This window comes from Rhodococcus sp. MT28 (genome assembly GCF_058792695.1).
In genome coordinates, this window is sequence record NZ_JBXAFD010000006.1 from 502,077 (window position 1) to 528,776 (window position 26,700).

Consider the following 26,700-nt stretch of genomic DNA (forward strand, 5'->3'; position numbering starts at 1 on the left):
CGTTCATGACGACCTCAGGGAGTATCCGACGCCCCTGACGGTTCTGATGAACCGAGGATCGGTCGCGTCGTCGCCGAGTTTGCGGCGTAATGCACGCACATGGACGTCGACGATGTGCTGGTCCCCGAACCAGGACGAGCCCCACACCGAGGTGATGATCTCGGCCCGACTCCAGGCAGCGTCGGGTCGGGACGCAAGCGCGGACAACAGGGTGAACTCGGTGGGAGTGAGATCGACCAGGGTGTCGTCGACACGGACCGTGCGGGCCACGACGTCGATGTCGAGTCCGGGAGGCGTCGGCAGCACTTTTGGCAGCAAACTCGACGCGCGTGGCCGTCTGAGCAGTGCTTTCACTCGCGCAACCAGTTCGCGGGGGCCGAAGGGTTTGACCACGTAGTCGTCAGCGCCGGCCGCCAGACCCGTCACCTTGTCCGACTCTTCACCGCGGGCGGACAGCATCAGGATGTACGCATCGGAGAAGGTACGGATTCGTCGGCAGACTTCCATGCCGTCGAAGCCCGGGAGCATCAGATCGAGCACTATCAGCGCGGGCTCGAATTCGCGCACCGAACGTACTGCGCTCGGCCCGTCGTGGGCGAGGCGCACGGTGAATCCTTCGCGTGTCAGATAGTTGGCGACAACCTTGGCGAGGGCAGTCTCGTCGTCGACGACAAGAACGCGCCCCGGTTCCTCGCCAGGTCGTAGTTCGGCGCTCATCAGACCGAGGTTAGTCGACTGCGTGTCTGCATTGCTGTCGCGTGGTGGTTTCCACTCGACTGTGAAGATTCGATGAAGGAAGCCTGTTCGAGCCGGTTATCGGGCTTCGCGGTGGATTTTCGCCGGTAACGTGGCAACTGTGCATGTGCAGCACTCTTGTCAAATCAATTGTGGTGCAGTGCATATCGAACAGAATCAATTCTCGGGAGTGAAAACATGTCTTTGACGGTCAGGAAGAGCGCCGCGCGGTTCGTTCCGGTTGTGGCAGCGGCAGCACTGTTGATTGCCGGATGCTCGGACAACTCCGGGGAGAGCATCAACCATTCTTCCGAAACAACCAGCGTCGCAGCACAGTCGGAGATTCCTGCGGGTGTCAATGCCGCCGACATCGAGTTTCTCGAAGGAATGTACCCGCATCACGCGCAGGCATTGGACATGGCCAGAATGGTCGACGGTCGAACCGACAATGCCGAACTTCTCTCTCTTGCAGCGCAGATAGAGGCAGCGCAAGGCCCGGAGATGGCTCAGATGACCGAATTGTTGACGGAGTGGGGACGCCCCGAGCCTTCGTCGAGTTCGATGGAGGGCATGGATGAGTCGGCGCACGCGGGACACGGCGTCGGGATGGCCGAGATGCCGGGAATGATGTCGGCCGACGACATGACCGCCCTCACCGATGCCAGTGGCGCGGAGTTCGACAAGTTGTGGCTGACGATGATGATCGAGCACCACAAGGGTGCCATCACCATGTCCCAGACCGAACTCGACAACGGGCTCGACCCGTCGGCGGAGAAGATGGCAGAAGCGATCATTGCCGGTCAGCAGGCGGAAATCACTCAGATGGAAGCGATGTTGAAGGGGAGTTGAACAGGAGGCCTTGGCCGCGTGACCTTGCTCGGGTGGCTACCTGGGCATACGTTCGAGGCTGATGGCTTGACCGGTGCTGTGCTGCAATCACACGCGAGGGGATGACCGCCACATGGATCACAGTCAGATGGACCATGGCCAGATGGACCATGGCCAGATGGACCATAGCGAGATGAGCCATGGCCAGATGGAGCATGGGGCACACGGTGGTCACGGGGATCACGTCGCACAGTTCCGGACGTTGTTTGCAGTCATGCTGGTCATCGCGGTTCCGGTCGTTGCGGCAGACGCGATGTTCGCTGATCTGGTCGGGTACACACTGCCGGAAAACTCTCTGGTGGAATGGATCTCACCGGTACTCGGCACGGTGATGTACTTCTGGGGTGGCAAGCCGTTCCTCACCGGCGCTGTTGCCGAAATCCGTTCTCGGCAGCCGGGAATGATGCTGTTGATCGCGCTCGCGATCACCGTGGCCTTCTTCGCGTCATGGGCTGCGAGTCTGCACTGGGTGGATCACACTCTCGATTTCTGGTGGGAGCTCGCGCTTCTGATCGTGATCATGTTGTTGGGCCACTGGATCGAGATGCGTTCGCTCAGTCAGACATCGAGCGCCTTGGATTCACTTGCCGCTTTGCTGCCCGACGAGGCAGAACGGGTGGTGGGGGAATCGGTGGAAACCGTGCCCACCGCAGCTCTGGCGACCGGCGACCTGGTGATAGTTCGTCCCGGCGCCCGTGTTCCCTCGGACGGAACGGTGGTCGAGGGAAGCGCCGACATGGACGAATCCATGATTACAGGCGAGTCGAAGACCGTCCGCCGGACTGTCGGAGATCAGGTGGTGGCCGGCACGGTAGCCACCGACTCGGCACTTCGGCTTCGAGTCACCGCCGTGGGAGAAGACACCGCGCTCGCCGGTATCCGGCGCCTGGTCGAACAAGCCCAGAACTCGTCGAGTCGCGCGCAGGTGTTGGCGGACAAGGCCGCTGCTCTGCTGTTCTGGTACGCACTGGGCGCGGCAGTGCTGACCGCGATCGCCTGGAGTATCTGGGGCACCCCGGAGAGCGCAGTCACCCGGACGATCACCGTTCTGGTGATCGCCTGCCCGCACGCGCTCGGGTTGGCGATTCCACTGGTCGTCTCGATCGCGACGGAACGGGCGGCTCGGGCTGGGATCTTGATCACCGACCGCATGGCCCTCGAGGCGATGCGTAACGTAGACACCGTTCTCTTCGACAAGACCGGCACTCTCACCAAGGGGGAGCCCGCAGTGGTCGGTGTACGCGGTGTCGACGGGTATTCCGATGACGACGTTCTCAGCGCAGCGGCTGCCGTCGAGTTCGACAGCGAACATCCACTCGGGCGCGCCGTCGTCGCGGCGGCGCGGGAGTTGTCGCTCGAATTCACTTCGGGTTCCGACTTTCAGGCGCACAACGGGATCGGGGTTGCTGCGGACGTCGCCGGTGCACGCGTCGGTGTCGGCGGACCGGGGATGCTGCGATCGGTCGGGGCCACCGCGATCCCGGGGACCGAAGAGTGGCTCAGTGACGGGTCGACCGTCCTGCATGTAGTGCGTGACGAGAAGGTAATCGGCGCATTGGCATTGGCCGACGAGATTCGCCCGGAATCAGCATTGGCCGTCGACGCCCTCCATGCTCGCGGTGTGCGGGTGGCCATGGTCACCGGAGACGCGGAGGCCGTGGCCCATTCGGTGGCTCGCAGGCTCGGGATCGACGAAGTTTTCGCCGAAGTGCTTCCGCAGGACAAGGGAGCGCAGGTATCTCGGCTTCAGGCTGCGGGCCACCGCGTGGCGATGGTCGGTGACGGGGTCAACGATGCGCCGGCACTCGCCCAGGCGGATGTGGGCATCGCGATCGGTGCCGGAACCGACGTGGCGATCGCGTCGGCGGGAGTTGTTCTGGCCAGCGATGATCCGCGTTCGGTGAGCTCGGTCATCGAGCTCTCCCGCGCCACCTACCGGAAGATGGTTCAGAACCTTTGGTGGGCAGCGGGATACAACGCGATCTCGGTTCCCCTCGCTGCGGGAGTACTGGCGCCCGTCGGGTTCGTGCTGCCGATGGAGGTCGGAGCAATCCTGATGTCGGTATCCACTGTGGTCGTTGCCGCGAATGCCCAGTTGTTGAGGCGCTTGGACTTGCGGCAACCACCGGTGACCGCGCTGGAGTCGAGAGTGCTCACATCGCAGTAGCGAGAGGTTCAAGGCGGACTACTGTCGGCTGAGGAACGGAATGAGCGCACGCAGTACAGCATCGGAGTCTGCGACTGCGCTTGCGTGGTCAGCCCCTTCGATCACAGTCAAGGCACTGTCCGGGATCAGCGACGCGAGATGCTCGGTATCCGGCAGGCGCTCGCGATCTCTCGATCCGACGAACAACAACGCCGGTGTGGTGATCCGTTGCAGCACGGCGTCGTCGATGCCGTGCTCCTTCTCTGCGCGGCGCATGTAGGCAGCGAGCGCGAGGGCATCATTGATTCGGAAGGCAGTCGCAGTCTGAGGATCCACCGGTTTGCCGCGCCTCACGCCCCAACCGGTCAGAAATCCCTCGATACCGCCGCTTTCGAGTACGTCGATGCAGCCCGGGAAGAACAATGCGTCGAACGCGCCCGTCATCGGTCGGCTGCTACCGCCCCCGACGGTCAGCGATCGCACCCGTTCGGAGTGCTCGACTGTCAGCGACATCACCGAGCGTCCGCCGAACGAGTATCCGAGGACGTGTGCCGGTTCGAACGGAGACTCCGTGTCGAGGATCTCCAGGAGATCGCCGACCACCAGATCCATTGCATACGAATCGGAGTCGTGTGGTTTGTCACTGCGTCCGTGACCCCGCATGTCGACGAGGATCAGACGATATTGCTCCTGAAGTGCCTTGACGTACCCGAAGCCACGCCAGATGGAGCGCGACAACGCTGTGCCGTGCACCATCAACAGGGGTGGGCCATCGCCCACGATCTGATAGGTGATCCGCGCACCGTCCACCGGATTTCTCACGTCGTGCAACACCCGTCCAGTATGGGTGCCAGTTGCTACGCACGTGAACTCGAGTAGTCGTCCGGTCCCATTCGACGGATGGCGTGGACTCTCACGAACAGTCGGGCCGTCAACTCGGCCTCCCCCAGAGCTACCGGTCACTGCCCGGCGGGGCAGTACCCACTGTTCCAAGCAATGCATCGGTGGAGGGGTCTGCAGTGCTGACGCCTGCGGCTATGCCCCGAATCAGAGCCTCGAAATCAGCGGCGACGATGGTGACCTCCTCGAACTCCGGCTCTCCTCCACGGACAACCTGACCGTCGGGTGCGAGCGCCAAGTACTCGTACCCATTGCGCACCGACAGCAGGACCGGGAGGTGAGTGGACCAGAAGGCGTTGATCGCCGCGCGCTCCGCCGGCCCGGAAGCGACCGCCAGGCTCTCGTGCCGGAACGCATTCCAGGGAAACGCCTCATCGCTGACGCCAACGCCACCGGCATAGTTCTCCGCCGAGAGAAACCACACCTGGTCGTCGGAGCTGGCAAGTACGGAGAACGAACTCGCCCACACTACGAGTTGGTCACAACCGCCGACCAGTGGTTGCGGAACTGGGGCAGAGGCCGATCGAGTGGGTTCTTCGCGAACCCAACCTGCGAGCGACAGCGCGGCGGTTGCGTCGAGGTGAAGGCACATCGCCCCACGGTAGGCCAGACCGTCGAGCACCGACAGCGTCAACCGTCGGCCTACTCGGGATCGATGTCTCGAATACCAGTCTCGTCCATGCTGATCCATCGCGTTATGCCGATGCCGCGAAGGAACGGCAGATCGTGACTCACCACCACCATGGCGCCGCGAAAATCGGAAAGTGCCTGCGTGAGGTGGGCGAGACTCGGTAGGTCCAGGTTGTTGGTCGGCTCGTCGAGAAGAAGCAGCTGGGGCGCGGGCTCGGCCAGCAGGATCGTGGCTAACGCCGCACGCAATCGTTCACCGCCGGAGAGTGCGGATGCCGATACGTCGGAATCCGTTCCCCGGAAAAGGAACCGTGCCAACTGCCCGCGAATTTCCTCGGCTGTCGCGTGTGGCGCGGCCAACGCGACGTTGTCCGCCACCGAGAGGTCCTCGTCGAACACGTCGAGACGTTGGGGGAGCGCACGAGAGGCTACGAACGGAGTCGACGCGGCGAGTGCATCGAGCAACGTCGTCTTGCCGATTCCGTTGCGTCCCACTATCGCAATCCGCTCCGGCCCGGTGATCTGGAGCGATACCACTTGGCCGCTCCGCAACGTCACCTCGTCGAGCCGCGCAACCTGCTGCCCCGGATGAACCTCTGTAGCAGGCAGATCCAGACGAATCTCGCGATCGTCTCGAAGGAGTTCCTCTGCCTCCGACAGGACAGACTTGGCCTCGTCCACCTTCCCGATATGGTTGAGGGCCAGCTTTCCCGCTGAAACTTGGGCCTGACGTTTTCGTGTCTGCGCGATGATCGGCGGCATCCGCTTGTTCTCGAACATCTTCTGCCCATAGCGCTTACGCCGGTCCAGTTTCGTTCGAGCGTCGATCAGCTCGCGGCTCTGCTTTGCCAGATCGGCCTTGGCGTCGCGAACGGTGGCGAGTGCGTTTTCCTGCTCAGCGGTCACGACCTCCTGGTAGTGCGAGTAGTTGCCGCCGAACACGCGTAGATCCCCCCGACGTAGTTCGATCGTGTACTCCGCGGTGTCGAGCAGTTCCCGGTCGTGGCTGACGATCAGCACGGTTCCCGGAAACTGTTGGACTGCAGCATGAACTCGTGATCGAGCGTCGCGATCCAGGTTGTTGGTCGGCTCGTCCAGGAGAAGTACCTGTGGATTCTTCAGCAGCGTTGCGGTCAAGCCGAGTAAGACGGTCTCTCCGCCGGAGAGGGTGCCGACAGTTCGGCTCAATGCTGCGGTATCCGGAACCACCTTCTCGAGGCCGAGTCGATGCAAGGTGGAGAGGGCGCTCTCCTCGATATCCCAGTTGTTGTCCACGAGCGCAAAGTCGGATTCGGAGCCGTCGCCGGTTTCGATGCGGTGCAATGCGTTTCGGAGTTCGTGGATACCGAGGATGTCATCCACCCGAACGCTCGGATCGAGTGTGATGTCCTGACGGAGGTAGCCGACCTCGCCGGAAGCGGTCACGGATCCGGATTCCGGTGAGAGCTCTCCCGCGATCAACCGCAGCAGAGTCGACTTTCCCGATCCGTTGAGTCCCACGAGACCGACACGGCCACTGGGGAATACAAAATTGGTGTGGGAAAAGACTGATTCGCCGTCCGGCCAGATGAAGGTGAGATCCGAGAGCGACAGAGAAAGATGGGATTGGGTCATGAGTACTCCAGAGGGTGCTTGGACTGTGCGCCCGGCTCAGCAAGTGCTGATGGGTGCGAGTGCCTTCGCGTGATGAACCTCTAGAGGAGCAACGGCCCGTTTCCTGTTCTGTCGGGAATGATTCGTGTTCCAGGTTAGAACACTCGAACGGTCCCGTGCAATCGAATTATTCTGTGCTGTCGGTCTCGTCGGTGTTCGGTGCTCAGATTTTCGGGCCGTCAGATTTTCGGACCCTCGGATCGGAGGTCGTCGACCTTCGACATCGCTTCGCGGAGTTCGGTGAGCCATTGTTCGCTGTGCTTGCCCGCCAACCGGACTGTCCACATGAGAGCGTCCGCTCGGGAGCGAGCAACTCCCGCGTCCACCAAGGTGTCGAGAACCTTGCGTTCGGGCTGACGTAGTCGTGTCATCACCGGAACTGCGAGATGTGTGAACAGGACGGTCTTTTCGTCCAGACGTACACCCCAGGCGACCTTGCGCCCGTAGCGAGCCTCGGCCTCGTCGGCGATGCGCATCCGGTCGGCGCGCGTGGTTTCGCGAAAGCGTGAGATCCTTCCGTCCGCGGCGGCCTCGCCACCGTCGACTGCGGGGAGTTCACCGATCACGACGATTTCTTCGCGGTCGACCTGGACGTCGGCCGTTCCGGTGAACCAGTCATCTGGAAGTCGACCGGCAAACCAGTCGGACGCATCACTCGCGTCGGGAACCGAAGCCTGTTGCCAACCTCCGGGACGGCCGAACCTGCGGTCGCCGGAGTTTTGTGAGTTCTTCATGGCGTTCTCCTCGGAGAGCTGGTGGAGTGTCGCGTGCGTTTATTGCACTGATTACATGATTACACCGATAGTCGAACTGGCGCCACAAATTCGGGCATGATCGGAGTCGTGCGCCTTTCACACGCTCGTCAGAGCTTCCGAACTTTCCGTCGTCCCGTGGCTGCCGTGGCTCTGGGGGTATTGGCCGCAGGATCGGTAGTTGCCTGCAGTTCTGGCCCTGACCAGCCGAAATCAGTGGCAGAGGAGTTCGCCTCCGCGCTCACCTCCGATGACGTGCAAGCGGCGGCAGCCCTGACCACCGATCCGGCGGCGGCGTCGACTGCGATTTCGGCTCTGATCGACGGGCTGGGCAAGGACGAGGGAACATTCACCGTCTCCGACGCCACCGAGTCCGGTGATTCTGCGGGGACGTTCACACTCGATGCGGCGTGGAAGTTCGGTGAAGGTCAGGACTGGAACTACTCGACGCAGGGAAACGCGTCGAAAAGCGGGGACAACTGGCTGATTCAGTGGGACCCGGCGCTGTTGGCTCCGGACCTGACCTCCTCGACGACCTTGCGCTACACACCCACCACCGGTGCTCCGCCGTCGGTGCTGGACGCGGCGGGCCAGCCGATCATGGAGCAGCAGGTGGTGACGCTGGTCAATCTCGATTCCGCCGCGGTGCCCCCGGTGGACACGGCAGCCGTGGCGGCCCTTCTCTCGCCCATCGCACCGACGATCACGGCGGCATCGCTGAGCGGCGATCTTGCGTCGGCAAGTGGGAAGCCGGTCACCGCAATCACTTTGCGGGCCGAGGATCTTGCACCGATCGAGGAGAGGTTGGCGGCGATTCCCGGAGTGAGCTTGGCGCCGCAGGCTCGGTTGCTCTCGGTGGACAAAACTCTGGCGTCGCCGACTTTCAGTGGGTTGTCCGATCTGTGGCAGGAGGGGCAGGACAAGTCCGCGGGCTGGGCGGTACAGCAGGTGAAGCAGAACGGAACCGTCACCACCGTCGCCGGCCAAGACGGGCCGGTTGCTCCGAACATCGCGACAACGATCGACCGACCGATGCAACTCGCGGCCGAGAATGCGCTCGCCGGGGTGACACAACAGGCGGCGATCGTTGCGCTGCAGCCGTCGACCGGAGCGGTGTTGGCGGTGGCCCAGAACGCCCCCGCCGACGCACAGGGCCCGATCGCTCTGACCGGCCTGTACCCACCGGGTTCGACGTTCAAGACCGTGACGACGTCCGCGGCCCTGCAAGCCGGCGTCGCTACACCGGACACCGTTCTGCCGTGCCCGGGTACCGAGAACATCGAGGGCCGTCAGATTCCCAACGACGACGAGTTCGACCTCGGATCGGTTCCGCTGCACACCGCGTTCGCGAAGTCGTGCAACACCACAATGGCGAGGATGGCCGTCGGTCTGCCCGCCGATGCTCTGCACAAAGCGGCGCTGCAGTTCGGGCTCGGCGTCGACTACGTCACCCCCGGACTCACGACGGTGACGGGCAACGTCCCTGACGCGAACACCCCCGCCGAACGCGTCGAGTCCGCGATCGGACAGGGCACGGTGACCGCCACGCCCTTCGGGATGGCTCTCGTGGCGGCCTCGATCGCCAACGGAACGACACCCGCGCCGATGTTGGTCAAGGGACAGCCCGGCGTGGCAGATCAGACCGTTGTACCGGCTCCCGCGGAGGTGACCGAACAGTTGCGGGTGATGATGCGCGAGACCGTCACAGGCGGTACGGCGACGTCGTTGCAGGACATTCCGGGGCTTCTCGGCAAGACCGGCACGGCCGAAACCGAGGGTGGCCCGGCACATGGGTGGTTCGTCGGAATCAAGGGAGACCTCGCATTTGCGGTATTCATCGCGGGTGCGGACAGCTCTTCGCCTGCAGTGCAGGTAGCGGGCACTTTTCTGCGCTGAAACCTGTTTTCCGTTGCAGTTGGATCACACCGTCGTAGCTCAACCGTGACACGTTCGTAGGCATCCCGTGCTTGTTACTCGTGTGACAGAAGTAAAGAGTTACATGCATGGGGCCCGGAGGACAGCACAACCGTCGTGGAAAATATGTCGTTGCGTCGATAACTGCTGTCGTTCTGACAGTGGCGCTCGCGTCGTGTGTCATCGGTGGGGAGAAGAAATCCGACGCCGCCTCGGTGGTGGAGGACTTCGTCACCGCCCTCAACAACCACGACGCCGAAGCTGCCGCGGCGCTCACGTCGTACCCCAACGCGGCGCGGCCGTCGATCCAGCAGATGTTCGACGGACTGGCCGCCAAGTCCACCGACTTCGACGTCGCTCAGGTCATGGATCTGGGTAGCGACTCCGGACTCTTCACACTCGACGCGTCCTGGAACTTCGGCGAAGGCAAGGACTGGAGCTACCAGTCGCAGGGTGAGGTTCGTGATCTGTCGGTCGGCTGGCGTGTGTCCTGGGACCCGTCGGTCCTCGTCCCCGACCTCGGCAACGGTCGCACCGTTTCGTACACCCGCACGGACGCAGCGCCGCCGAAGGTAGTCGACAGCACCGGCACCCTGCTCATGAACGAGCAGACCATCAACGCGATCACTCTCGACCCGGCCACCATGCCGGACCCCGTCGACACCACTCGTCGCCTCGCCACGGTGCTCGAACCTGTCGCCCCGTTGGTCACTTCGGAGTCGATGTTGGCCGACCTCGCCGCAAACCCCGGCAAGCCCGTCACCGCCGTACTGCTCCGCGATCCCGACTACGCCTACCTGGAAAGCGATTTTGCGATCCCCGGTGTCGTCGTGGTCAAGACACCCAAGCTGATCGCCTCCGACCGTCGAATCAACTCGCCGTTGCTGGACCCACTGCGGACCGTGTGGCAGGCCAATCGCGACGCCACCGCCGGCTGGGCGGTCAATCTGGTCGAGCCCAACGGATTCCCGATCAAGCAAGCCGGCTTCCAAGGACCTCCCGGGCCCGACGTCGCCGCGACCCTCGACTCGCACGCTCAACTCGCCGCGATCGAAGCTGTCGTCAGTGCAGGTACTCCTGCGGCCATCGTCGCGATCCGCCCGTCGGACGGCGCCATTCTGGCTGCCGCACAGAACAATCAGGCCATCGAACAGGGCCCGATCGCCTTCACCGGGTTGCGCCCGGCCGGCGGCGCCCTCGATCTGGTCCGTCTCGCATCGTCGATGCAGAACGGCGTCGACCCCGGCGCCGTGTCACCCGAGCAGTTGGCCGACACCGGGCAGCAACTCGGACTCGGCAACGGCTTCCACATTCAGGGACTCGAACAGCAGACAGCAGTGCTTGCCGCGAACCGCCCCGGCGTGGACCAGGCGATGAACAACGTCATGGCCAACAAGACGTCCAACGACGCGAGCACACCGACGGTAACTCCGTTCGGAATGGCGATGCTCGCGGCATCGATCGCCCGCGGCAGTGCCCCGATGCCGATGATGGTCTTCGGACAACCGGCTACCGCCGACGTCACGCCGACGGTATTGCCCGGCGACGTCAACAATCGTCTGCGTGACGCCATGCGAGGCGCCGGCGGACTGGCTGGGTACCCGGACATGATGGCGGCCGGTGCAGCGAGCGGTGACGATCGCTGGTTCTACGGATCACGCGGAGACTTCGCGTTCGCGGTGTTCGTCGCAGACGCCGACGGCGGTGATCGAGCAATGCAGATGACGGACAAGCTCTTCCAGGAACTCGGCAAGCCTGCCGACAAGTAGTACCGGGCACCGCGAGTAGATTCCTGGTTCGTGAACCTGCTCGATTTCCTTTTCCTCGTCGTAGCGGGATTCTTCAGCGGTCTAGTCGGTTTTGTCACCGGTCTTGCATCGATCGTTTCGTATCCGGCGCTGCTGAGCGTCGGGCTCTCACCGGTCAGCGCGAACATGACCAATACCGTCGCGTTGGTGGCCGTCGGCGTCGGAGCGTTGGCGAACTCGTCCCGTGAAGTTGCCGATACCGGTCCGAAACTTGTTCGCTGGTCTCTCTATTCGGCGGCCGGTGGCATCATCGGTGCCCTCATCCTGTGGCTGGCACCGGAAGGTTCGTTCGAATCCGTTGTGCCGGCGATGGTCGTGTTCGCCTCGCTCGCGCTGCTGCTGCAACCGAAGATTCGTGAGTTGTCCGGCGGCGGTGACCGCCCCGGAATCTACTCCGCAGCACTGTTCGCCGTCGCGGTATACGGGGGCTATTTCGGTGCCGGTGCCGGCGTCATCTTCCTGGCTGCGACGCTCATCCTCACTTCCGAAACGGTGTGGCGTGCAACGATCCTGAAGAGTTTCTTTCTCGGCATCGCCAATCTTGTGGCTGCACTCATCTTCGCCTTCTCTGGACAGGTGCATTGGGTGGCCGCGTTGGCGATGGCGCTCGGCGCGTTGGCCGGAGGTTGGTGTGGCCCGCCCGTCGTCAAGAAAATCCCGCCATCGGTACTGCGTGTGGCAGTAGCGATAGCGGGATTCGTGTTGGCTCTGTGGTTGTGGGTGAAGTGAGCCCGTCTACTTCACGCCCTGCATCAGCTTCTTGATCCACGGCGAGGCAAGAGCAAGAATCACTCCGATTCCGATCGACGAGAAACCGATGATCAGGAAGAACGGGCGACTGTCGTCGATGTCGAAGTAACCGGCCAAGGTTCCCGCCATCGAAGAACCCAATGCAACGGACAAGAAGAACAACGCCACCATCTGAGTGTGAAAATGCTCGGGCGCGAGTTTGGTTGCAAGGGAAAGGCCGACGGGGGACAGGAAGAGTTCGGCGAAGGTGAAGAGCAGAAGCACACCGGCAAGGCCGAGGAGCGGTGCACTGTTCGGTCCGCCCCCGGTGATCGGGATGAACGCCAGGAACGCCAGACCCATCGTGCCGGTGCCGAGCGCGAACTTGATCGGCGACGACGGCTGACGGTCACCGAGTTTGGTCCACATCGCTGCGAACACACCGGCAAAGATGATGATGAACACCGGATTGATCGACTGCACCCACGTCGGCGGGAAGTCCCAACCGAAGAGATTGCGGTCCAGGAGCTTGTCTGAGATCACCGGCACGGTGGTGAACTGCTGCTGAAACAGCGACCAGAAGGCCGCGCTCGCAATGAACATCGGGATGAATGCAAAGACTCGACTGCGTTCGACCTTGGTGACCTTCTTGCTGGTGAGCATGAGGAGGAAGTAACCGACCGACGCGACGATCGTGAGTCCGACAACGACGTCGGACATGTTGTCCGCCGTGATCAAACCGGTGACGGAGGCGACCGCGACGACGACGATCGCGGCAATGCCGATCCCGATGTAGAGTGCGCGCTTGTCCGCCGGCAACGGGTTGCCGGGTTCGGCACCGATTCCGTGAAGATGCTTGCGGCCCAGCGTGTACTGGATCAGGCCGAGCGCCATGCCGACGGCAGCGAGAGCAAAACCGGCGTGGAATCCCCAGGCGTCCTGGACGGCTCCGGTGAGCAGCGGACCGACGAGACCGCCGATGTTGATGCCCATGTAGAAGATGGAGAATCCGGCGTCGCGGCGAACATCCTGTTCGGAATAGAGATCTCCGACCAGAGAGGTCGCATTGGCCTTCAAGCCGCCGCTGCCGAAGGCGACCATGACGAGGCCGACGCCGACACCCCACATGCCGGGAAGAACCGACAGTGCGATGTGGCCGGCCATCACCAGCGAAGCACTGTAGAAGAGCGTGCGCTCGGAGCCGAGCAGTCGGTCGGCCACCCACGCCCCGAGAATCGTCGACAGGTAGACGGTGCCGCCGTACGCGCCGACGATGCTGGTCGCTGCCGCCTGGCTGATGCCGAGGCCGCCGTCGCTGACGCTGTAGTACAGGTAGTAGATGAGGATGCCTTGCATCCCGTAGAAGGAGAATCTCTCCCACATCTCGACGCCGAACAGGTTCGCCAGCGCAAAGGGTTGGCCGAAGAACCCCCGGTCTTCCTTCTCGCTACGTTCGACGGGCTCCGTAGTGTTGCTCATCCGAAAAGTGTCCTACGTGCTCGGGCATTTCGGGTAGTTCCGAGCCGTGGAGTTTGGTTACGACTTGGTGCGGATTCTCACTACCAGCGGAGCGAGTGCGCGCCAACCGAGAAGGAACGCGCCGAGGACCAGCGTCGCGACGACGATAAAGCTGAACTGGGTGCCCTGGCCACTCAACACTCGCAGGATCATCCCGATGACGACGGCGCCGAGCCAAACGACAACGCCGGTGGGAACAAGGAGAACGGCGTTGAACTTGTCGCGGTAGAGCGCGAACGTGGCAGCCCATCCGATCACCAGGCCGGTCAGGAAGGGCCAGGATGTCTTCGCCAGACCGGCGAGCGCATTGGCTTCTTCGTGGGTACGGCGCCCTATCGCGCAGAAGATTATGACAAGAATGGCGTCGATCAGCAGGAATGGTGCGTACTTCTTCACGCTCACACCATACGACTGTGCGCCTTTATTAACCGCGGGCGGTTAATAAAGGCGCACAGTGCTGTTAGGCCTGGAGGCCGGCTTCGATCTCGAGGGTGATCGTGATCTTGTCGCCGACAACTGCTCCGCCGCCTTCGAGGGGCATCTCGATGGAGATGTCGAAGTCCTTGCGGTTGATGACGGTGGTGGCCTCGAATCCGGCGACGGGGCCCTGGCCCATGCCCGGGTTGACGCCGTTGAACTCGAGGTTCAGCTCGACCTCGCGGGTGACGCCGTGGAGCGTGAAGTCGCCGGCGAGGACGAAGTCGCTGCCCTTGGAGCGCACTGCGGTGGACTTGAAGGTGGCCTTCGGGAACTTCTCGACGTCGAAGAAGTCAGCGGACTTGATGTGGCCGTCGCGCTGCTCGTTCTTGGTGTTGATGGAGTCCACGGAAATCTCGGCCTCGACGGCGGGGGTTCCGTCTTCGGCAACGGTGATCGTTCCGGAGAACTCGTCGAACGTTCCACGAACCTTGGAAACCATGAGGTGGCGAACCGAGAATCCGACAGTGGAGTGGACGGTGTCGATGACCCAGGTTCCGGCGGTCAATGCGGGCAAGGTTGCGGTGGTCATGGAAGCTCCTGAATAAGTAGTTGAATGTTCAAGTTCTTGTAGCTTCAACTATGGACCCCGGGAAATCCTTCCGCAAGATCATGTGAGCTGCATCACAGTGTTTGTGCTTGCGCCATAGACCGCGTGAAGCGCCGACGCTGTCACCGACTGATGCACCGCAATGCCCCAGCGTCCTTCACCGTTCACCACGCACTCTGCAATGGTGACTGCCGAATTCGCACTCCCGGAAGAATTCGGGTTGCGGGGCAGTGAATGCTGGGTGAGCGAGACGACCTCGACGGCCGAGCCCTGTTCGGTCAGGATTTTGCTCAATGCCTCGACTGGGCCGGACGCACTGGCCGCGGCGGTGACCTCGCGCCCGTTGCGATCGATGGCAACGAACAACTGATCACCGTCGGCGGTGTGTTCCAGTGAGTACCGACGCACTCCTCCGTTGTACCCGTACTCGCGCAGCAGCAGTTTCCACAGTTGGTCGGCAGTCATTTCGGTGCCCGAGTCGTCGGTTTCGAGCTGCACCCGCGAGGCGAAGTCGATCTGCAGGCGCCGGGGGAGTTCGACCCCGTACTCGGTCTGCAGCAGATATGCGATTCCGCCCTTGCCCGACTGGCTGTTCACACGAATGACCGCCTGGTAGTCGCGGCCGACGTCGGCGGGGTCGATCGGCAGGTAAGGGACCGCCCACGGCGCCGATCCCGGATCGACGCCGGCAGCCTCCGCGCTCTCGTAGTGATGCGCGAAGCCCTTCTTGATCGCGTCCTGGTGGGTTCCGGAAAATGCCGTGTACACGAGATCGCCGCCGTACGGGTGGCGTTCGTGGACGGGAATTCTGTTGCAGTACTCCACCGTTCGACGGATCTTGTCGATGTCGGAGAAGTCGATTTCCGGATCGACGCCCTGTGCATGCAGATTCAGCCCCAGTGTGACCAGGTCGACGTTGCCCGTCCGCTCGCCGTTGCCGAACAGGCATCCCTCGACGCGCTGCGCGCCGGCCAGCACTGCCAGTTCGGCGCACGCAACGCCGGTGCCGCGGTCGTTGTGCGGGTGGACCGAGAGGATTACCGAATCGCGTCGGGCCAGATTCTGGTGCATGTATTCGATCTGATCGGCATAGATGTTGGGGGTGGCGATTTCGACTGTGGCAGGGAGGTTGTGGATGACCGGGCGATCGGGGCTGGCGTCCCAGAGTTCGGTGAGACTGTTGCAGACCTGCAGGATGTAGTCGGGTTCGGTGAGGTTGAAGACCTCGGGTGAGAACTCGAATCGCCAGCCGTCGTGGCCTTCGCCGCCACGAGCAACGTCTTGCGCGGCGCGGAAAATCATGTCGTGCAACTCTTCTCGCTCCTTGCCGAGAACGACGTTTCTCCACGTCGGCGCAGTCGCCGTGTACATGTGGACGACCGCGTCAGGCAGCCCCTCGATCGATTGATATGTCCGTTCGATCAAATCCGTACGCGCGGCAGTGAATACGACGATAGTGACGTCGTCGGGAACGAGATCGAAGCGCACCAGGTCGCGAACGAAATCGAAATCGGTCTGACTCGCGGAGGGGTAGCCGACCTCGATTTCCTTGTAGCCGATCGCCACCATCAGTTCGAACATTCGACGCTTGCGTTCGGGGTCCATCGGTTCTGCGAGGGCTTGGTTGCCGTCACGGAGATCGACGGGCACCCACAGGGGCGCCGCGGTGGTGCGATTGGACGGCCACGTCCGCTCGAAAGTCGGAATGTCGACGCGATCCCACGCGGCGCGATAGCGCTCGGACGGCATGGGTGACGGTTTCTGGTTGTTCCAGCGGTTGGCGCGGGTAGTACTCATCTTCGGTTTCTCCTGCGGTCGAGTCGAGAGACCGGCATGGCGAAACCCCGCGGAGGGGTGCCGGTCTTTCAGGCCCCGCCGCGGCAGTCGAGAAGGAGTGCTCCTGTAGCCATGCGGGCTACACTAGAACGAAATTACTTATCAGACAACCTGAGGAGTTCACGTGTCCCCGATCGTCGAGCGTCGGCTGCTCACCGACCAGGCCGCGGAGTTGCTACGCGCGCGGATCGTGAGCGGTGAATGGGAAGTCGGCGCCAAACTTCCAGGTGAAACCACTCTTGCTGCGCAGTTGGGTATCGGGCGGTCCACTATCAGGGAAGCAGTGCGGACTCTCGCGGGCCTCGGCATGCTCGAATCGCGGCAGGGCGCCGGGGTCTTCCTACGGAGTACGACGCCTCCGGATCAGTGGCCCCGAGTGCTCGAAGCCGAGGCGATCCTTCACGTCGTCGAGGTGCGCAACGCGGTCGAGATCGAAGCAGCTCGCCTCGCCGCGCAGCGGCGCGATGCCGTTGACGTCGCGGCTCTGCGGCAAGCGCTCGACGGTAGAACTGCCGCAGCGCACTCTGGCGACGCAGCGTTCGTCGACGCCGACATCGCCGTCCACCGAGCAGTGGTGGACGCGGCACACAATCCCGTGCTGTCGGAACTCTTCGAGACCTTTGTACCGCGTCTGCGGGCTGCGTTGATCGAGTTGATCGCGGTTCTGGACCTGCATCCCCACAGCCAGCCCGACGCGGACGAGCATCGAATGTTGGTGGACGCCATCGAAGCCGGCGACGCGGAGGCAGCCGTACGGATCAGTCGGGCACACCTCGACGACATCGCGGCAGCGTTGCGACGCTAGACGCCCGGCTGTTCGCGGCGTTCGAACTCGAGGTCCATCTCGAGGTCTTCGTGGTGGGTTGCACGGAAAGTGATCAAGAAGACGATCCAACCGGCGACAGCGACCCCGACGAAGCTGACCATCCGATATACAAACCATGCCGCAATTGCCTGCGCTCCACTGGCACCGGCGATCGTCAGCGCGGTGATCAGTGCGGTGTCCACGTAGCCCAGCCCGCCGGGCAGCAGCGGAATGCTGCCGACTGCTTTGGCGGCGGTAAAGGCAATCAGGAGCCCCGCGAAGGAGGGTTCCGCGCCCACCGCCCAGCATGCGAAACCCAAACAAGCGACATCGGCGACACGATGGATGGCCGACCACCCGAATGCGATGACCGAGTCGGTGCGGCTGAGCTCGACCGAATCCAGTTGCTTGAGGATTTCGGACCAACGGTGCATACCGCGCCCGGTCGGGTTCTTGCGAGAACGGTTGTACAGCGCCAGAACTCGGTGCCCGATGCGCTCGATGCTGCCGGGATTCTGGGCTATGTATCGCAACGCCAGAAACAGTGCTGCCATGCCGACGAGCGAAATCGTCAGCGTCACCGGGCTGACCTTGGTGCCGAACGCCGCCGCGCCGGTAGCGCCGAGTAGTGCCAGAGTCGCGGCGGCGATGACACCGCACATCGCCAACTGCCAGGATGCGACAACCGGTGTAGCGCCCCACTTTCGAGTCTGCTTGTACGTGAACGCAGTGGAGAAGACCTGGCCCGCAGGCAACGTCAGCGCCATTGCCGTACTGGCATAGATGACCGAGAGGTTCTTGAGGTGACCGGCAACCACACCAGCGGCATTGAGCAGACGTTGTTGAACGGACGCGTAACCGCTGAGTGAAATGAGTTGGGCCGCGACGCACGCGGCCACCCAACCCCAATGGATTTCGGTCAGGACCCGCCAGGCCTCACTTAGCCTGGGCCAGAGATATGCGCCTTCGACTATCAGGAGGGCGATGAGTGCTATCCCGAGCACCCACTTCAGCCACCAGAAGCGCCCTCTGGCCCGACTGGTCTCGGCCACGGGCGAGCGTGGTCGTCTCAGTCGCCGTGGGGTGTTTCCAGGCTGAGCCATCGACTCACCCTAACCAATTTGATCCGGATCGACCTCTGGATACTTTTCGGGCCACGCCAGATGCGTCAGTCGTCGGCGCCCACGCAGTTGGACTTGCTCGCCGAGTTCCCACTCGGCCTGTTCCTCTTCGTCGGCGAAGTACAACGCGCTCGTCGACGCCAGCACCCGGCTGGGCCGAAGTTTCGCGAGCTCGGTGAGCCGTGACGCCTCGTTGACCGGATCACCGATCACGGTGTACTCGAAACGTTCGGCAGCACCGATGTTGCCGGCGACCGCGAGCCCCGCGCTCACACCGATTCCGACGTCGAGGCCGGTGATGTCGTTGAGCTTGAACCGCAGCTCGCGAGCCGCAGCGAGGGCTGCCGTCGGAGCGTCGGGCCGATCGAGTGGTGCACCGAAGATGGCGAGTGCCGCATCACCCATGAACTTGTTGACAAAACCATGGTGACGATCGATGACGTCGACGACCACACGGAAGAACTCGTTGAGCAGCTCGACCACTTCACCCGGCGGGCGCTCGGCCGCGGCACCGGTGGATCCGACCATGTCGACGAACAGAACTGCCACGAATCGAGTTTCGCCGCCCAGCTCGGTACCGAACTTCAACGCGCGCCGGGCCACGTCCTCGCCGACGTGCTGACCGAACAGCTCACGCAGCAGACGACGTTCGTCGGACTCTTTCATCATGCGGTTGAAGCCGACCTGCAGCCGGCCGATCTCACTGCCGTCGAACACCTCGACGCGTACGTCGGTGGCGCCGCGCTGCACCCGCTCGATGGCGCGTCGCAGTTGGCGGATCGGATCGGAGATCTGGGTAGCCGTCAGCATCGACAGCGCAAAGGCCTGCACGATCGCCATGATCGAGATGAGCAGGATCGCCCACGCGAGCGAGTCGGGGGAGAACTCGAGATCGGTCGTGAGCTGCGTCGAGCACAGCAAGATGATGCCTGCGACGGGCATCAGCGTGCCGAGACCCCAGGTCATCGCCAGCCGGGTTCCGACGCCAGGCGCCATGGTCCGATCGAATTCGCCCTCGCTCAAGGCCTGGGCGGCGACCGGACGCAAAATGCGCTCGCCGAGCATGTAGGTGAACCCGAAGGTCGTGGTCGCGGCCATGCAGACCGTCACGATCACGGCGATCGCGAGTCCGGGCATCTCGGTGATGGTCAGGAACACGAAGATGATGCCGCCCAGAATCCACAGCACCAGGTGGACGATGGCCTGGCGAAGCGGCGCGTGCAGTGCCGCCATCTGCTCGGACCTCGTCGGTGGACCCCCGCGCAGCCGCCAGCGAATGACCGACTTCAACATCATCGCCGCCGCCGTGAGGCTGACGGCGCCGGCGAATGCCAGGTACACGCCGAAGATCGCGAAGTTGCGGACCCGGTCGGCAACTATCGCGTCGGACTCCTGGATCGGCACGCCGTACCGGACGAAGGCAAAGACCAGTACCGCGCCGATCAGATTGGCTGCGAGCATGGAGAGCATATAGAGGGGCCACCGGCTGCGGATGGTCACCGCTATTGCTCTGTATGAGGCCCGCACAGGGTTCAATTTAGCTGGCAGAGGTCGAAGTGTTGGTACGCGCGTCCGATTATTCGTCCGCTCACCTGTGTCGGCCGGGCCGGTTAGGCTCGCGATGTGAACGCAAACAGGGGGCGTGCGGAGCGAGCATCGAGGATGAACAAACCCATCTCCGCCGACGCTCGGGCGGTGCATCCCGGCGTGCGCATCGCTGCGGAATGGTCGTGGCGCCTCATTGTGATCTTCGCCGGACTGTTGGTTCTCGGGTACGTCGTACTCCGCCTCGAAACCGTGCTCATCCCGGTGGGGCTGGCTCTGCTGGCATCAGCTCTGCTGATCCCGATTGTCGATCGGCTACAGGTGTGGGGTGTTCCCCGCTCGGCAGCCGTCATCGTCGTTCTGCTTGCCTCGATCGGGCTGGTCGCGGGAATCATGACGTTTGTCGTCGAGCAGTTCATCGACGGGTTGCCCCAGCTCACCGACCAGTTCACGGCCAGCGTCACGCAAATTCAGAACTGGCTCACCAGCGGTCCGCTGCACTTCAGCGAGGATCAGATCCGCCAGGCAGGTGATTCGGTCGTCAAGTCGGTGCAATCCAATCGTGAGTCCCTGACCAGCGGCGCCTTGACCACGGCGACAGTCATCGGCGAGATCTTCACCGGGGCATTGCTGACGCTGTTCACTCTCATCTTCTTCCTCTACGGCGGCGACCAGATCTGGCAGTTCGTCACCCGGATCGTTCCCACCGACGCGCGTCGTCGCGTACGGATCGCCGGTTCTGCAGGTTTCGGGTCGCTGATCGGCTACGTGCGCGCCACGGTCGCGGTTGCCGCCGCCGACGCGATCGGTATCGGTGCCGGCCTGGCGATCCTCGGGGTGCCGCTCGCCCTGCCGCTGGCGTCGTTGGTGTTCATCGGCGCGTTCATTCCGATCGTCGGTGCATTTCTGACCGGTTTTCTCGCGGTGCTTGTCGCTCTGGTCACGAAGGGTTTCCTGACGGCGCTGATCGTCCTCGGCATCATCATCGGCGTCATGCAGCTCGAAGCGCACGTGATGCAACCGCTGTTGTTGGGTCGCGCTGTTCGCCTGCACCCGCTGGCAGTCGTTCTCGCCATTACAACGGGCATCGTTCTCGCTGGAATCGTCGGCGGGCTCTTGGCTGTCCCGATCGTCGCGGTCCTGAATACCGCTATTCGTTCCCTCCTCGCCGACGACCCGGACATCGCGTACGCCGAACTGCACGTCGAAGATCCGGAAACCCCACTGTTCCCCGCCGAACCCGACGAGCCGCGCGCCGAGCCTCGCATCGTGAACCCCACTCCTCCCGATGACTGAGCCCACCCGCCGTCGTCGGCTGCACTATCAGCCGACCGTTCGCGAGGCGTCGGGTGTCGACACCGACCCTGATGCCCCGCTGTGGCGGGCGGCGCAGGCATTTCGGCTCGTCACGCTGGTGTACGCGATCAGCTACCAGTTCGCCTCGGCCTCCGACTACACCAACTCTCGGCTCAGCTGGTTCTTCGTCGCTCTGATGGCCGTGTGGACCGGGGTGTCGGCACTGTTGCTCGGGACATCCGGTGCTTTGTTCGGGAAGAAGCTGCCGCGGTATCAGGTGGTGATCGCCGATCAGGTGGTCGTCATGTTGCTGATGGCGTCGACGAGGCTGGTCTCCGACCACGAGTGGTATCAGAATCACCAGACGCTGCCCACCACGCTGTGGGCCACCAACGCGGTCATCTCCGCGGCAATTCTCGGCGGGCCGTGGCTCGGTATGGCGTCCGGAGTTGTCATCTCGGCGGCCAGCGCGATCATCCGCGACCAGGTCAACCTGGACCTCTGGCGCGATGCGACGGCTCCCGTGCTCGTATCGGTCGGCCTGGCGTTGGGCTTGGCCACCACCACCGCTCGGCGCTCGCATCGACAACTCGAGCAAGCCGTCCGTCTGGCGGCGGCCACCGAAGAGCGCGAGCGTTTGGCACGCGAAGTACACGATGGCGTTCTGCAGGTGCTGGCGATGGTGCGCAGGCGAGGTGCGGCACTCGGCGGCGAGGCAGCTGAACTGGCTGCTCTGGCCGGTGAGCAGGAGGTCGCCTTGAGAATGCTGATCTCCGAGCAGGTTTCGGGCGCCGCGGCAGACGTCGGCGGACAGACAGTGGATCTGTGTCCGCTGCTGACCACACAGGCAAGCACGTCAGTGTCGGTGTCGACGCCCGCGCACCCCGTCGTGATCGAGCGTGATCGAGCCATCGAACTGGCAGCCATCGTCGACAATGCTCTGTCCAATGTCGGGCTGCACGCCGGGCCCGCGGCGAAGGCATACGTATTGCTCGAAGATTTGCCGGACGAGGTGATCGTCAGCATCCGCGACGACGGCGTCGGAATCCCCGAGGGTCGCTTGGCGCAGGCCGAAGCCGAAGGCCGCATGGGAGTATCGAAGTCCATTCTCGGTCGAGTGCAGGTGCTCGGCGGCACTGCAGTCCTGCAAACCGGGCCGGGGGAGGGCACCGAATGGGAGATCAACGTTCCGAAGGGGAAAAGTGAGCGTGGCTGACGAACATGGCGAGAATCCGGTGACGGTGATGGTCGTCGACGATCACCCGATGTGGCGCGACGGTGTCTCCCGGGACCTCGAAGCTGCCGGCTTCACCGTGAGCGCCACGGCGGAGGGTGTCGAGAGTGCGCGCCGCCGGGCCGCCGCCGTGCAACCGGCGGTGGTTCTGATGGACATGAACCTGCCGGACGGAAACGGTGCCGACGCCACCACCGCAGTTCTCGAGGTTTCGCCGAAGAGCAAGGTACTGGTGCTTTCGGCCTCTGCCGAACGTGACGACGTCCTCGACGCGGTCAAAGCCGGAGCGTCGGGTTACCTGGTCAAGAGTGCTTCGGTGGCGGAACTGCTCGAGGCCGTGCGAGCGACTTTCGACGGACAAGCCGTCTTCACCCCCGGCCTCGCCGGATTGGTGCTCGGTGAGTACCGCCGGATGTCGACGGCACCGGCCGACGATCGCGCACCCGAGCTGCCTCGGCTCACCGACCGTGAGACCGAAGTGCTCCGTCTTGTCGCCAAGGGGCTGAGCGCAAAACAGATCGCCACGAGGCTCTCGCTCAGCCACCGGACCGTCGAAAACCATGTGCAGGCAACGCTTCGGAAGCTTCAGTTGGCCAATCGCGTCGAGCTCACGCGATACGCGATAGAACAAGGTCTCGAATAACGTTTATCCTGGAAATCATGGAGGCCAGGAATCTACGCGTATCCGATGCCGAACGAGAGCATGTCGGCGAGCTGCTGCAGAAAGCTGTCGGTCAAGGGATGCTCTCGCTCGGTGAGTTCACCGAGCGCATGGACACTGCCTTGGCCGCAAAGACACGAGGTGAGCTCAACTCGGTTCTCGCCGATCTTCCGGGCATCACACTGATCTCCGACTACGACCCACCCGCGTATCCCAATGCGGGTCAGCCGATGTACCAAGGCCAGCCCTACCCGGCGCCGACGTACCAACCCCAACCGCCGCCGGTTCACCCGAGCCCGCCTTACCGCGCTCCCGTCGGGGCTCCGGTTGTAGGTACTTACGGAGCGGCAAATGCTGCCGTGATCCGTGGACGAATGGCGACGGTGACGCGGAACGGTGCCTGGATCGTTCCACCAGCTGTCGTGGTCGACACCAGAATGTCCAGTGTGACTATCGATTTCACGCGTGCGGTGATGCAGACGCAGGTCGTGAACATCTCGATCGACGACTACGCCAGCTCGATTTCACTGATCGTTCCCGAAGAGGCGACGGTGGACATGAACGGTGTCGAGGCAGTCGGGGGAAGCGCGTCGAACAAGGTTCGGTCCGGCCCACAGATGGGCCCGCTGCATCTGGTGGTGCACGGCAAGGTGCGATTCGGCAGTGTCACCGCGAAGCATCCCTTCGGTACCACGATCCGAAAGATGTTCGGCTCCTGACCTTTCAGTGATACGCGCGGGTCAACATCTCGGCGACGCACACGGGCTTGTCACCGTGTTCTCGTTCGAACGTCTGCGTCACCGTGATCTGGACACCGCCGTTGATCGGTTCGACTTTGCTCAACGTCGCGCGCATGCGGACACGAGAGCCGACCGGAAGCGGAGCAGGCAACCTGACCTTGTCGAATCCGCAGTTGAGAGCAAACGCAAAACCTTCGAGCGAGAACATTGCGTACGAGAACTTGGGGCCGAGTGAGAGCGTGTAGTTGCCGTGCGCGATGGTTCCGCCGAACGGTGACTCCTTCGCGCGATCCACATCGACGTGAATCCACTGATCGTCGCCGGTGACCCGGGCGAACTCGTCGATGGACTCCTGGGTGACATCGTGCCAGTCGCTGACGCCCAGCTCTTGGTTCAGGTTGGCGCTGAGGTCTTCTGCTCCGGTGAGTACAAGCATGAATCTTCCTTCGATCGGTAGGTGCTGACAGTCGGTCAGTGACTTTCGATGCCGAATCCCACACCGTGTGTCTGTGCGATCTCGGCGGTGGCAACGAGATCGAATTCGATCCCGAAGTCTGCTTCTACCCGCGCTGCAACCGATTCCGCGGCGGAACCTGCTTCGGCCAGTAGTTTCGGCATCAGTTCGAACAGGTCTTCCATTCCTCCGGGCGTGATGATTTCGAGAATCCGCGCTGGAGCGTCGTCGGGATTCCACACGGCGTGCCACTGGCCACGCGGTTTGAAGATCATGGCGCCGGTCTCCGCGTAGACGACCTCGTCTCCGACCATCGCTGCGACGCGGCCACTTTGAACCACCGTGTACTCGTCTTCCCGGCTGTGGCGATGGACCGGTGAGGTCATCGAATGCGGAGCGATGCGGTGTTGTACAAGAGAGAAACCTCCCTCGGTTTGTTTGTTACGAACCATCATCCGGACGCCGGTGGCCGCGAGGGTCCCGGCGAGGTCTTCGTCCGGTCCGAGGACGGTCGTGGTGGTGTTGTTCGGGGAATTCGGTGACATCGATTCAGTCCTTCGTCGTCGTGAGCGTCGTTGGCCGCGCTCCGGTTTGTTGATTCCCGAATCATGTACCAATCGGTCTAGTGATGCAAGGTTTTGACAATTTATGCACTTCAACTGTTGTCGATATGTGTACTGATCGGTATATTGAACGTATGTCTACGAGGGATTTGTTGGTCGATGCCGCTGCCGATCTGTTGCAGCGGAAGGGCTACGCCGGAACGGGTGTGTCGGAAGTTCTCTCGGCTAGTGCGACTACCAAAGGTTCCTTGTACTTTCACTTTCCCGGCGGCAAGGAAGAACTCGCAGGCGAGGCTCTGAGACGACGTGGCGAGGCAATGGCCGATTTCATCCGGCACCTGCTGGAGAGCTCACCCGATGCAGCCACCGCGATCTCGGCATTCGCCGCCGCATTGGCTGCGCGTTTGTCGGATTCGGACTACGAACGTGGATGCGCCCTGGCTACGGCAACACTGGATGCCGCAACCGAATCCGAGGTCATCCGCGGTGCTTGTGCGGACGGGTACAACTCGTGGCTCGCACTGCTGGCTCAGCGCCTCGAGGCAGACGGTTGGTCCCGCGAAGACGCCGAGTCCGAGGCAATTCTCGCTCTGTCCGCACTCGAGGGCGCGCTGGTCCTTGCTCGGGCGCGTCAGGATCCCGCTCCGCTTCACACTTCGGGTCGGCTTCTGTCCGAACGATTGCGGAACGCGGCACCTCGGCGTTAGTGCCCTGTCAGTCGATGATGCAGTCAGTCGAAGGTGTCCTCAGTTGAGTACGAGAAGTCCTCAGGCTGATCGAGTAGTACTACTCATCTGATCGGTTCGGCCACGCAGCAAGCTCGAAGCCATGACCACACCGAGCTTTTCCGCCGTCGATCCGCGACTGGTGACCGCCCTCTCGGCCGAGTGCGACAGCATCGGCCGGCAGTTGCGTCACATGGGCCAGAACCTGTCGATCCTGCAGACTCAGCTGTCCTCGGCTACTGCGACCCCGCCCATGCCGGTAGTTCCGGCACCCGCATCTCCGGCGCCACAGGTGCCGCAGGTGCCTCCAATGCGTCCTCAGCAGAGCGTGCCCGCGTGGCAGCCGCCGACGTATCCGGTTGCGGCACCTCGCCAGCCCTGGTGGCAACGCGACGGTGTCATCAGTCGACTCCTGGCCGCGGCCGGTGTTGCCGTCACACTGATCGGAGTCGTGATGCTGCTGGTACTTGCAGCGCAGGCCGGATTCTTCGGACCTCCGCTGCGGGTGCTCGGCGGTGCGCTCCTTTCCGGCGCCTTGGTGTTTGCCGGGGTGCGGGTCCACGGACGGCCAGGGGGCAAAGTGGGGGCAATTGCCCTGGCTGCCACAGGTTTTGCAGGGATGTATCTCGATGTCGTCGCAGCCTCCGTTCTCTACGGTTGGGTGACGACGCCGCTCGCGGTGGTGATTGCCTTCGGAATCGCCGCAGCCGGCGTTGCCCTCGCCGTGAAGTGGGATTCCGAATCGCTGGCGCTCATGATCGTTCTGGGAGCAGCGCTGCTGGCTCCCGTGTTGACGTCGGGAATATCGTTGACCCTCATCGGTTTCCTCTTCGCGATCCAGTCGGCGACATTCTCCGCCCAGCTCGGTCGTGACTGGAAGTACCTGGGCATGGCGCGCACCGTACCGGTGGTTCTCGCACTGCTCGCAGCGATAGCGTCGGAGGAGATATTGTCAAGACCTGTGGATGAGGGTGTTTCAGGCGACCTCCGTTTCGCTTGATTCGTCGGGCTCAGCGGGTG

General features: G+C 63.0%; 24 protein-coding genes and 1 pseudogene. 12 read left to right on the plus strand and 13 right to left on the minus strand.

What is annotated here, in order from left to right:
• Positions 1-3: 3 nt before the first annotated feature.
• Positions 4-717 carry a response regulator gene (locus tag AC1Q6C_RS24785; RefSeq protein ID WP_162114322.1) on the minus strand — a complete coding sequence of 238 codons (714 nt, stop codon included), beginning with the start codon at positions 715-717 and terminating at the stop codon, positions 4-6.
• A 216-nt stretch (positions 718-933) separates the two neighbouring features.
• Here AC1Q6C_RS24785 and AC1Q6C_RS24790 point away from each other — a divergent pair, with 216 nt between their 5' ends.
• Together AC1Q6C_RS24790 and AC1Q6C_RS24795 are read left to right on the plus strand one after the other, a co-directional pair.
• On the plus strand, positions 934-1,584 hold the full coding sequence (locus tag AC1Q6C_RS24790) for a DUF305 domain-containing protein (RefSeq protein WP_054188009.1): 651 nt from the start codon (positions 934-936) through the stop codon (positions 1,582-1,584).
• Between the two features lie 127 nt (positions 1,585-1,711).
• Positions 1,712-3,790 carry a heavy metal translocating P-type ATPase gene (locus AC1Q6C_RS24795; RefSeq protein ID WP_099697079.1) on the plus strand — a complete coding sequence of 693 codons (2,079 nt, stop codon included), beginning with the start codon at positions 1,712-1,714 and terminating at the stop codon, positions 3,788-3,790.
• Positions 3,791-3,808: 18 nt separating this feature from the next.
• On the opposite strand, the gene AC1Q6C_RS24800 is transcribed toward AC1Q6C_RS24795, so the two are convergent.
• From AC1Q6C_RS24800 to abmR, 4 genes are all read right to left on the minus strand, one after another.
• Positions 3,809-4,579 (minus strand): alpha/beta fold hydrolase, encoded by a 771-nt coding sequence (locus AC1Q6C_RS24800; RefSeq protein WP_003945805.1) that lies wholly within the window; start codon positions 4,577-4,579, stop codon positions 3,809-3,811.
• A gap of 142 nt (positions 4,580-4,721) precedes the next feature.
• Positions 4,722-5,303 carry a hypothetical protein gene (locus tag AC1Q6C_RS24805; RefSeq protein WP_228401920.1) on the minus strand — a complete coding sequence of 194 codons (582 nt, stop codon included), beginning with the start codon at positions 5,301-5,303 and terminating at the stop codon, positions 4,722-4,724.
• Positions 5,304-5,311: 8 nt separating this feature from the next.
• The gene (locus tag AC1Q6C_RS24810) at positions 5,312-6,913 is read right to left on the minus strand and encodes an ABC-F family ATP-binding cassette domain-containing protein (protein ID WP_162114325.1); all 1,602 of its coding nucleotides are present in this window, start codon (positions 6,911-6,913) and stop codon (positions 5,312-5,314) included.
• 218 nt (positions 6,914-7,131) lie between these two features.
• Positions 7,132-7,686: an ATP-binding transcription factor AbmR gene (gene abmR, locus AC1Q6C_RS24815; protein ID WP_003945732.1), complete on the minus strand. Its 555-nt coding sequence runs from the start codon at positions 7,684-7,686 to the stop codon at positions 7,132-7,134.
• Between the two features lie 96 nt (positions 7,687-7,782).
• Here abmR and AC1Q6C_RS24820 point away from each other — a divergent pair, with 96 nt between their 5' ends.
• The 3 genes from AC1Q6C_RS24820 (at position 7,783) to AC1Q6C_RS24830 (ending at position 12,155) form a co-directional block, all read left to right on the plus strand.
• Positions 7,783-9,600 carry a penicillin-binding transpeptidase domain-containing protein gene (locus AC1Q6C_RS24820; RefSeq protein WP_270008399.1) on the plus strand — a complete coding sequence of 606 codons (1,818 nt, stop codon included), beginning with the start codon at positions 7,783-7,785 and terminating at the stop codon, positions 9,598-9,600.
• 107 nt (positions 9,601-9,707) lie between these two features.
• Complete coding sequence (locus AC1Q6C_RS24825; RefSeq protein WP_064074132.1) at positions 9,708-11,387, plus strand: NTF2-like N-terminal transpeptidase domain-containing protein; 1,680 nt, start codon at positions 9,708-9,710, stop codon at positions 11,385-11,387.
• A gap of 30 nt (positions 11,388-11,417) precedes the next feature.
• Positions 11,418-12,155 carry a sulfite exporter TauE/SafE family protein gene (locus AC1Q6C_RS24830; RefSeq protein WP_003945554.1) on the plus strand — a complete coding sequence of 246 codons (738 nt, stop codon included), beginning with the start codon at positions 11,418-11,420 and terminating at the stop codon, positions 12,153-12,155.
• A gap of 6 nt (positions 12,156-12,161) precedes the next feature.
• Here the strand turns inward: AC1Q6C_RS24830 and AC1Q6C_RS24835 are convergent, their stop codons facing one another.
• The 4 genes from AC1Q6C_RS24835 to AC1Q6C_RS24850 form a co-directional block, all read right to left on the minus strand.
• A complete protein-coding gene (locus tag AC1Q6C_RS24835) occupies positions 12,162-13,634 on the minus strand; it encodes a peptide MFS transporter (protein WP_003945468.1) in 1,473 nt (490 codons plus the stop codon).
• 57 nt (positions 13,635-13,691) lie between these two features.
• Complete coding sequence (locus AC1Q6C_RS24840) at positions 13,692-14,069, minus strand: DUF3054 domain-containing protein (protein WP_042920346.1); 378 nt, start codon at positions 14,067-14,069, stop codon at positions 13,692-13,694.
• Positions 14,070-14,133: 64 nt separating this feature from the next.
• The gene (locus AC1Q6C_RS24845; protein WP_003945643.1) at positions 14,134-14,682 is read right to left on the minus strand and encodes a YceI family protein; all 549 of its coding nucleotides are present in this window, start codon (positions 14,680-14,682) and stop codon (positions 14,134-14,136) included.
• Positions 14,683-14,760: 78 nt separating this feature from the next.
• Positions 14,761-16,497: a 2-isopropylmalate synthase gene (locus AC1Q6C_RS24850; RefSeq protein WP_270008400.1), complete on the minus strand. Its 1,737-nt coding sequence runs from the start codon at positions 16,495-16,497 to the stop codon at positions 14,761-14,763.
• Between the two features lie 163 nt (positions 16,498-16,660).
• Here AC1Q6C_RS24850 and AC1Q6C_RS24855 point away from each other — a divergent pair, with 163 nt between their 5' ends.
• On the plus strand, positions 16,661-17,341 hold the full coding sequence (locus tag AC1Q6C_RS24855) for a FadR/GntR family transcriptional regulator (protein ID WP_492666861.1): 681 nt from the start codon (positions 16,661-16,663) through the stop codon (positions 17,339-17,341).
• On the opposite strand, the gene AC1Q6C_RS24860 is transcribed toward AC1Q6C_RS24855, so the two are convergent.
• A complete protein-coding gene (locus AC1Q6C_RS24860; RefSeq protein ID WP_058039159.1) occupies positions 17,338-18,444 on the minus strand; it encodes a lysylphosphatidylglycerol synthase transmembrane domain-containing protein in 1,107 nt (368 codons plus the stop codon). The two genes, AC1Q6C_RS24855 and AC1Q6C_RS24860, sit on opposite strands and share 4 nt — an antisense overlap.
• A 9-nt stretch (positions 18,445-18,453) precedes the next feature.
• Positions 18,454-19,932: an adenylate/guanylate cyclase domain-containing protein gene (locus AC1Q6C_RS24865; protein WP_003945952.1), complete on the minus strand. Its 1,479-nt coding sequence runs from the start codon at positions 19,930-19,932 to the stop codon at positions 18,454-18,456.
• 192 nt (positions 19,933-20,124) lie between these two features.
• Here AC1Q6C_RS24865 and AC1Q6C_RS24870 point away from each other — a divergent pair, with 192 nt between their 5' ends.
• Genes AC1Q6C_RS24870 through AC1Q6C_RS24885 form a run of 4 tightly spaced genes read left to right on the plus strand, consistent with a single transcriptional unit; the run spans position 20,125 to position 23,917 of the window.
• Positions 20,125-21,303 carry an AI-2E family transporter gene (locus tag AC1Q6C_RS24870; RefSeq protein ID WP_007734480.1) on the plus strand — a complete coding sequence of 393 codons (1,179 nt, stop codon included), beginning with the start codon at positions 20,125-20,127 and terminating at the stop codon, positions 21,301-21,303.
• Positions 21,296-22,519: a MacS family sensor histidine kinase gene (macS, locus tag AC1Q6C_RS24875; protein WP_270008401.1), complete on the plus strand. Its 1,224-nt coding sequence runs from the start codon at positions 21,296-21,298 to the stop codon at positions 22,517-22,519. Before AC1Q6C_RS24870 ends, macS begins: the two co-directional genes overlap by 8 nt.
• 28 nt (positions 22,520-22,547) lie before the next feature.
• The gene (locus tag AC1Q6C_RS24880) at positions 22,548-23,180 is read left to right on the plus strand and encodes a response regulator (protein WP_047269712.1); all 633 of its coding nucleotides are present in this window, start codon (positions 22,548-22,550) and stop codon (positions 23,178-23,180) included.
• A 17-nt stretch (positions 23,181-23,197) separates the two neighbouring features.
• A complete protein-coding gene (locus AC1Q6C_RS24885; protein WP_007734485.1) occupies positions 23,198-23,917 on the plus strand; it encodes a DUF1707 SHOCT-like domain-containing protein in 720 nt (239 codons plus the stop codon).
• Positions 23,918-23,921: 4 nt separating this feature from the next.
• Here the strand turns inward: AC1Q6C_RS24885 and AC1Q6C_RS24890 are convergent, their stop codons facing one another.
• Entirely contained in the window at positions 23,922-24,374 is a 453-nt protein-coding gene (locus AC1Q6C_RS24890; RefSeq protein ID WP_003945664.1) for a MaoC family dehydratase, read from the minus strand.
• Between the two features lie 35 nt (positions 24,375-24,409).
• On the minus strand, positions 24,410-24,937 hold the full coding sequence (locus tag AC1Q6C_RS24895) for a cupin domain-containing protein (protein ID WP_007734488.1): 528 nt from the start codon (positions 24,935-24,937) through the stop codon (positions 24,410-24,412).
• 152 nt (positions 24,938-25,089) lie between these two features.
• Between AC1Q6C_RS24895 and AC1Q6C_RS24900 the strand changes: the two genes are divergently transcribed.
• Positions 25,090-25,662 (plus strand): TetR/AcrR family transcriptional regulator, encoded by a 573-nt coding sequence (locus AC1Q6C_RS24900; RefSeq protein ID WP_042920278.1) that lies wholly within the window; start codon positions 25,090-25,092, stop codon positions 25,660-25,662.
• A gap of 121 nt (positions 25,663-25,783) precedes the next feature.
• Positions 25,784-26,656 (plus strand): annotated as a pseudogene (locus AC1Q6C_RS24905) (DUF2339 domain-containing protein); the annotation flags it as partial.
• Positions 26,657-26,700 lie beyond the last annotated feature (44 nt).

Coding starts and splice junctions, on each gene's coding strand:
- AC1Q6C_RS24795 (WP_099697079.1), top strand. CDS start 1,712: ATGGACCATGGCCAGATGGACCATGGCCAGATGGACCATAGCGAGATG.
- AC1Q6C_RS24785 (WP_162114322.1), bottom strand. CDS start 717: ATGAGCGCCGAACTACGACCTGGCGAGGAACCGGGGCGCGTTCTTGTC.
- AC1Q6C_RS24850 (WP_270008400.1), bottom strand. CDS start 16,497: ATGAGTACTACCCGCGCCAACCGCTGGAACAACCAGAAACCGTCACCC.
- AC1Q6C_RS24820 (WP_270008399.1), top strand. CDS start 7,783: ATGATCGGAGTCGTGCGCCTTTCACACGCTCGTCAGAGCTTCCGAACT.
- AC1Q6C_RS24900 (WP_042920278.1), top strand. CDS start 25,090: ATGTCTACGAGGGATTTGTTGGTCGATGCCGCTGCCGATCTGTTGCAG.
- AC1Q6C_RS24880 (WP_047269712.1), top strand. CDS start 22,548: ATGGTCGTCGACGATCACCCGATGTGGCGCGACGGTGTCTCCCGGGAC.
- AC1Q6C_RS24825 (WP_064074132.1), top strand. CDS start 9,708: ATGGGGCCCGGAGGACAGCACAACCGTCGTGGAAAATATGTCGTTGCG.
- AC1Q6C_RS24845 (WP_003945643.1), bottom strand. CDS start 14,682: ATGACCACCGCAACCTTGCCCGCATTGACCGCCGGAACCTGGGTCATC.
- AC1Q6C_RS24860 (WP_058039159.1), bottom strand. CDS start 18,444: ATGGCTCAGCCTGGAAACACCCCACGGCGACTGAGACGACCACGCTCG.
- AC1Q6C_RS24885 (WP_007734485.1), top strand. CDS start 23,198: ATGGAGGCCAGGAATCTACGCGTATCCGATGCCGAACGAGAGCATGTC.
- macS (WP_270008401.1), top strand. CDS start 21,296: ATGACTGAGCCCACCCGCCGTCGTCGGCTGCACTATCAGCCGACCGTT.
- abmR (WP_003945732.1), bottom strand. CDS start 7,686: ATGAAGAACTCACAAAACTCCGGCGACCGCAGGTTCGGCCGTCCCGGA.
- AC1Q6C_RS24895 (WP_007734488.1), bottom strand. CDS start 24,937: ATGTCACCGAATTCCCCGAACAACACCACCACGACCGTCCTCGGACCG.
- AC1Q6C_RS24835 (WP_003945468.1), bottom strand. CDS start 13,634: ATGAGCAACACTACGGAGCCCGTCGAACGTAGCGAGAAGGAAGACCGG.
- AC1Q6C_RS24870 (WP_007734480.1), top strand. CDS start 20,125: ATGAACAAACCCATCTCCGCCGACGCTCGGGCGGTGCATCCCGGCGTG.
- AC1Q6C_RS24810 (WP_162114325.1), bottom strand. CDS start 6,913: ATGACCCAATCCCATCTTTCTCTGTCGCTCTCGGATCTCACCTTCATC.
- AC1Q6C_RS24790 (WP_054188009.1), top strand. CDS start 934: ATGTCTTTGACGGTCAGGAAGAGCGCCGCGCGGTTCGTTCCGGTTGTG.
- AC1Q6C_RS24890 (WP_003945664.1), bottom strand. CDS start 24,374: ATGCTTGTACTCACCGGAGCAGAAGACCTCAGCGCCAACCTGAACCAA.
- AC1Q6C_RS24865 (WP_003945952.1), bottom strand. CDS start 19,932: ATGCTCTCCATGCTCGCAGCCAATCTGATCGGCGCGGTACTGGTCTTT.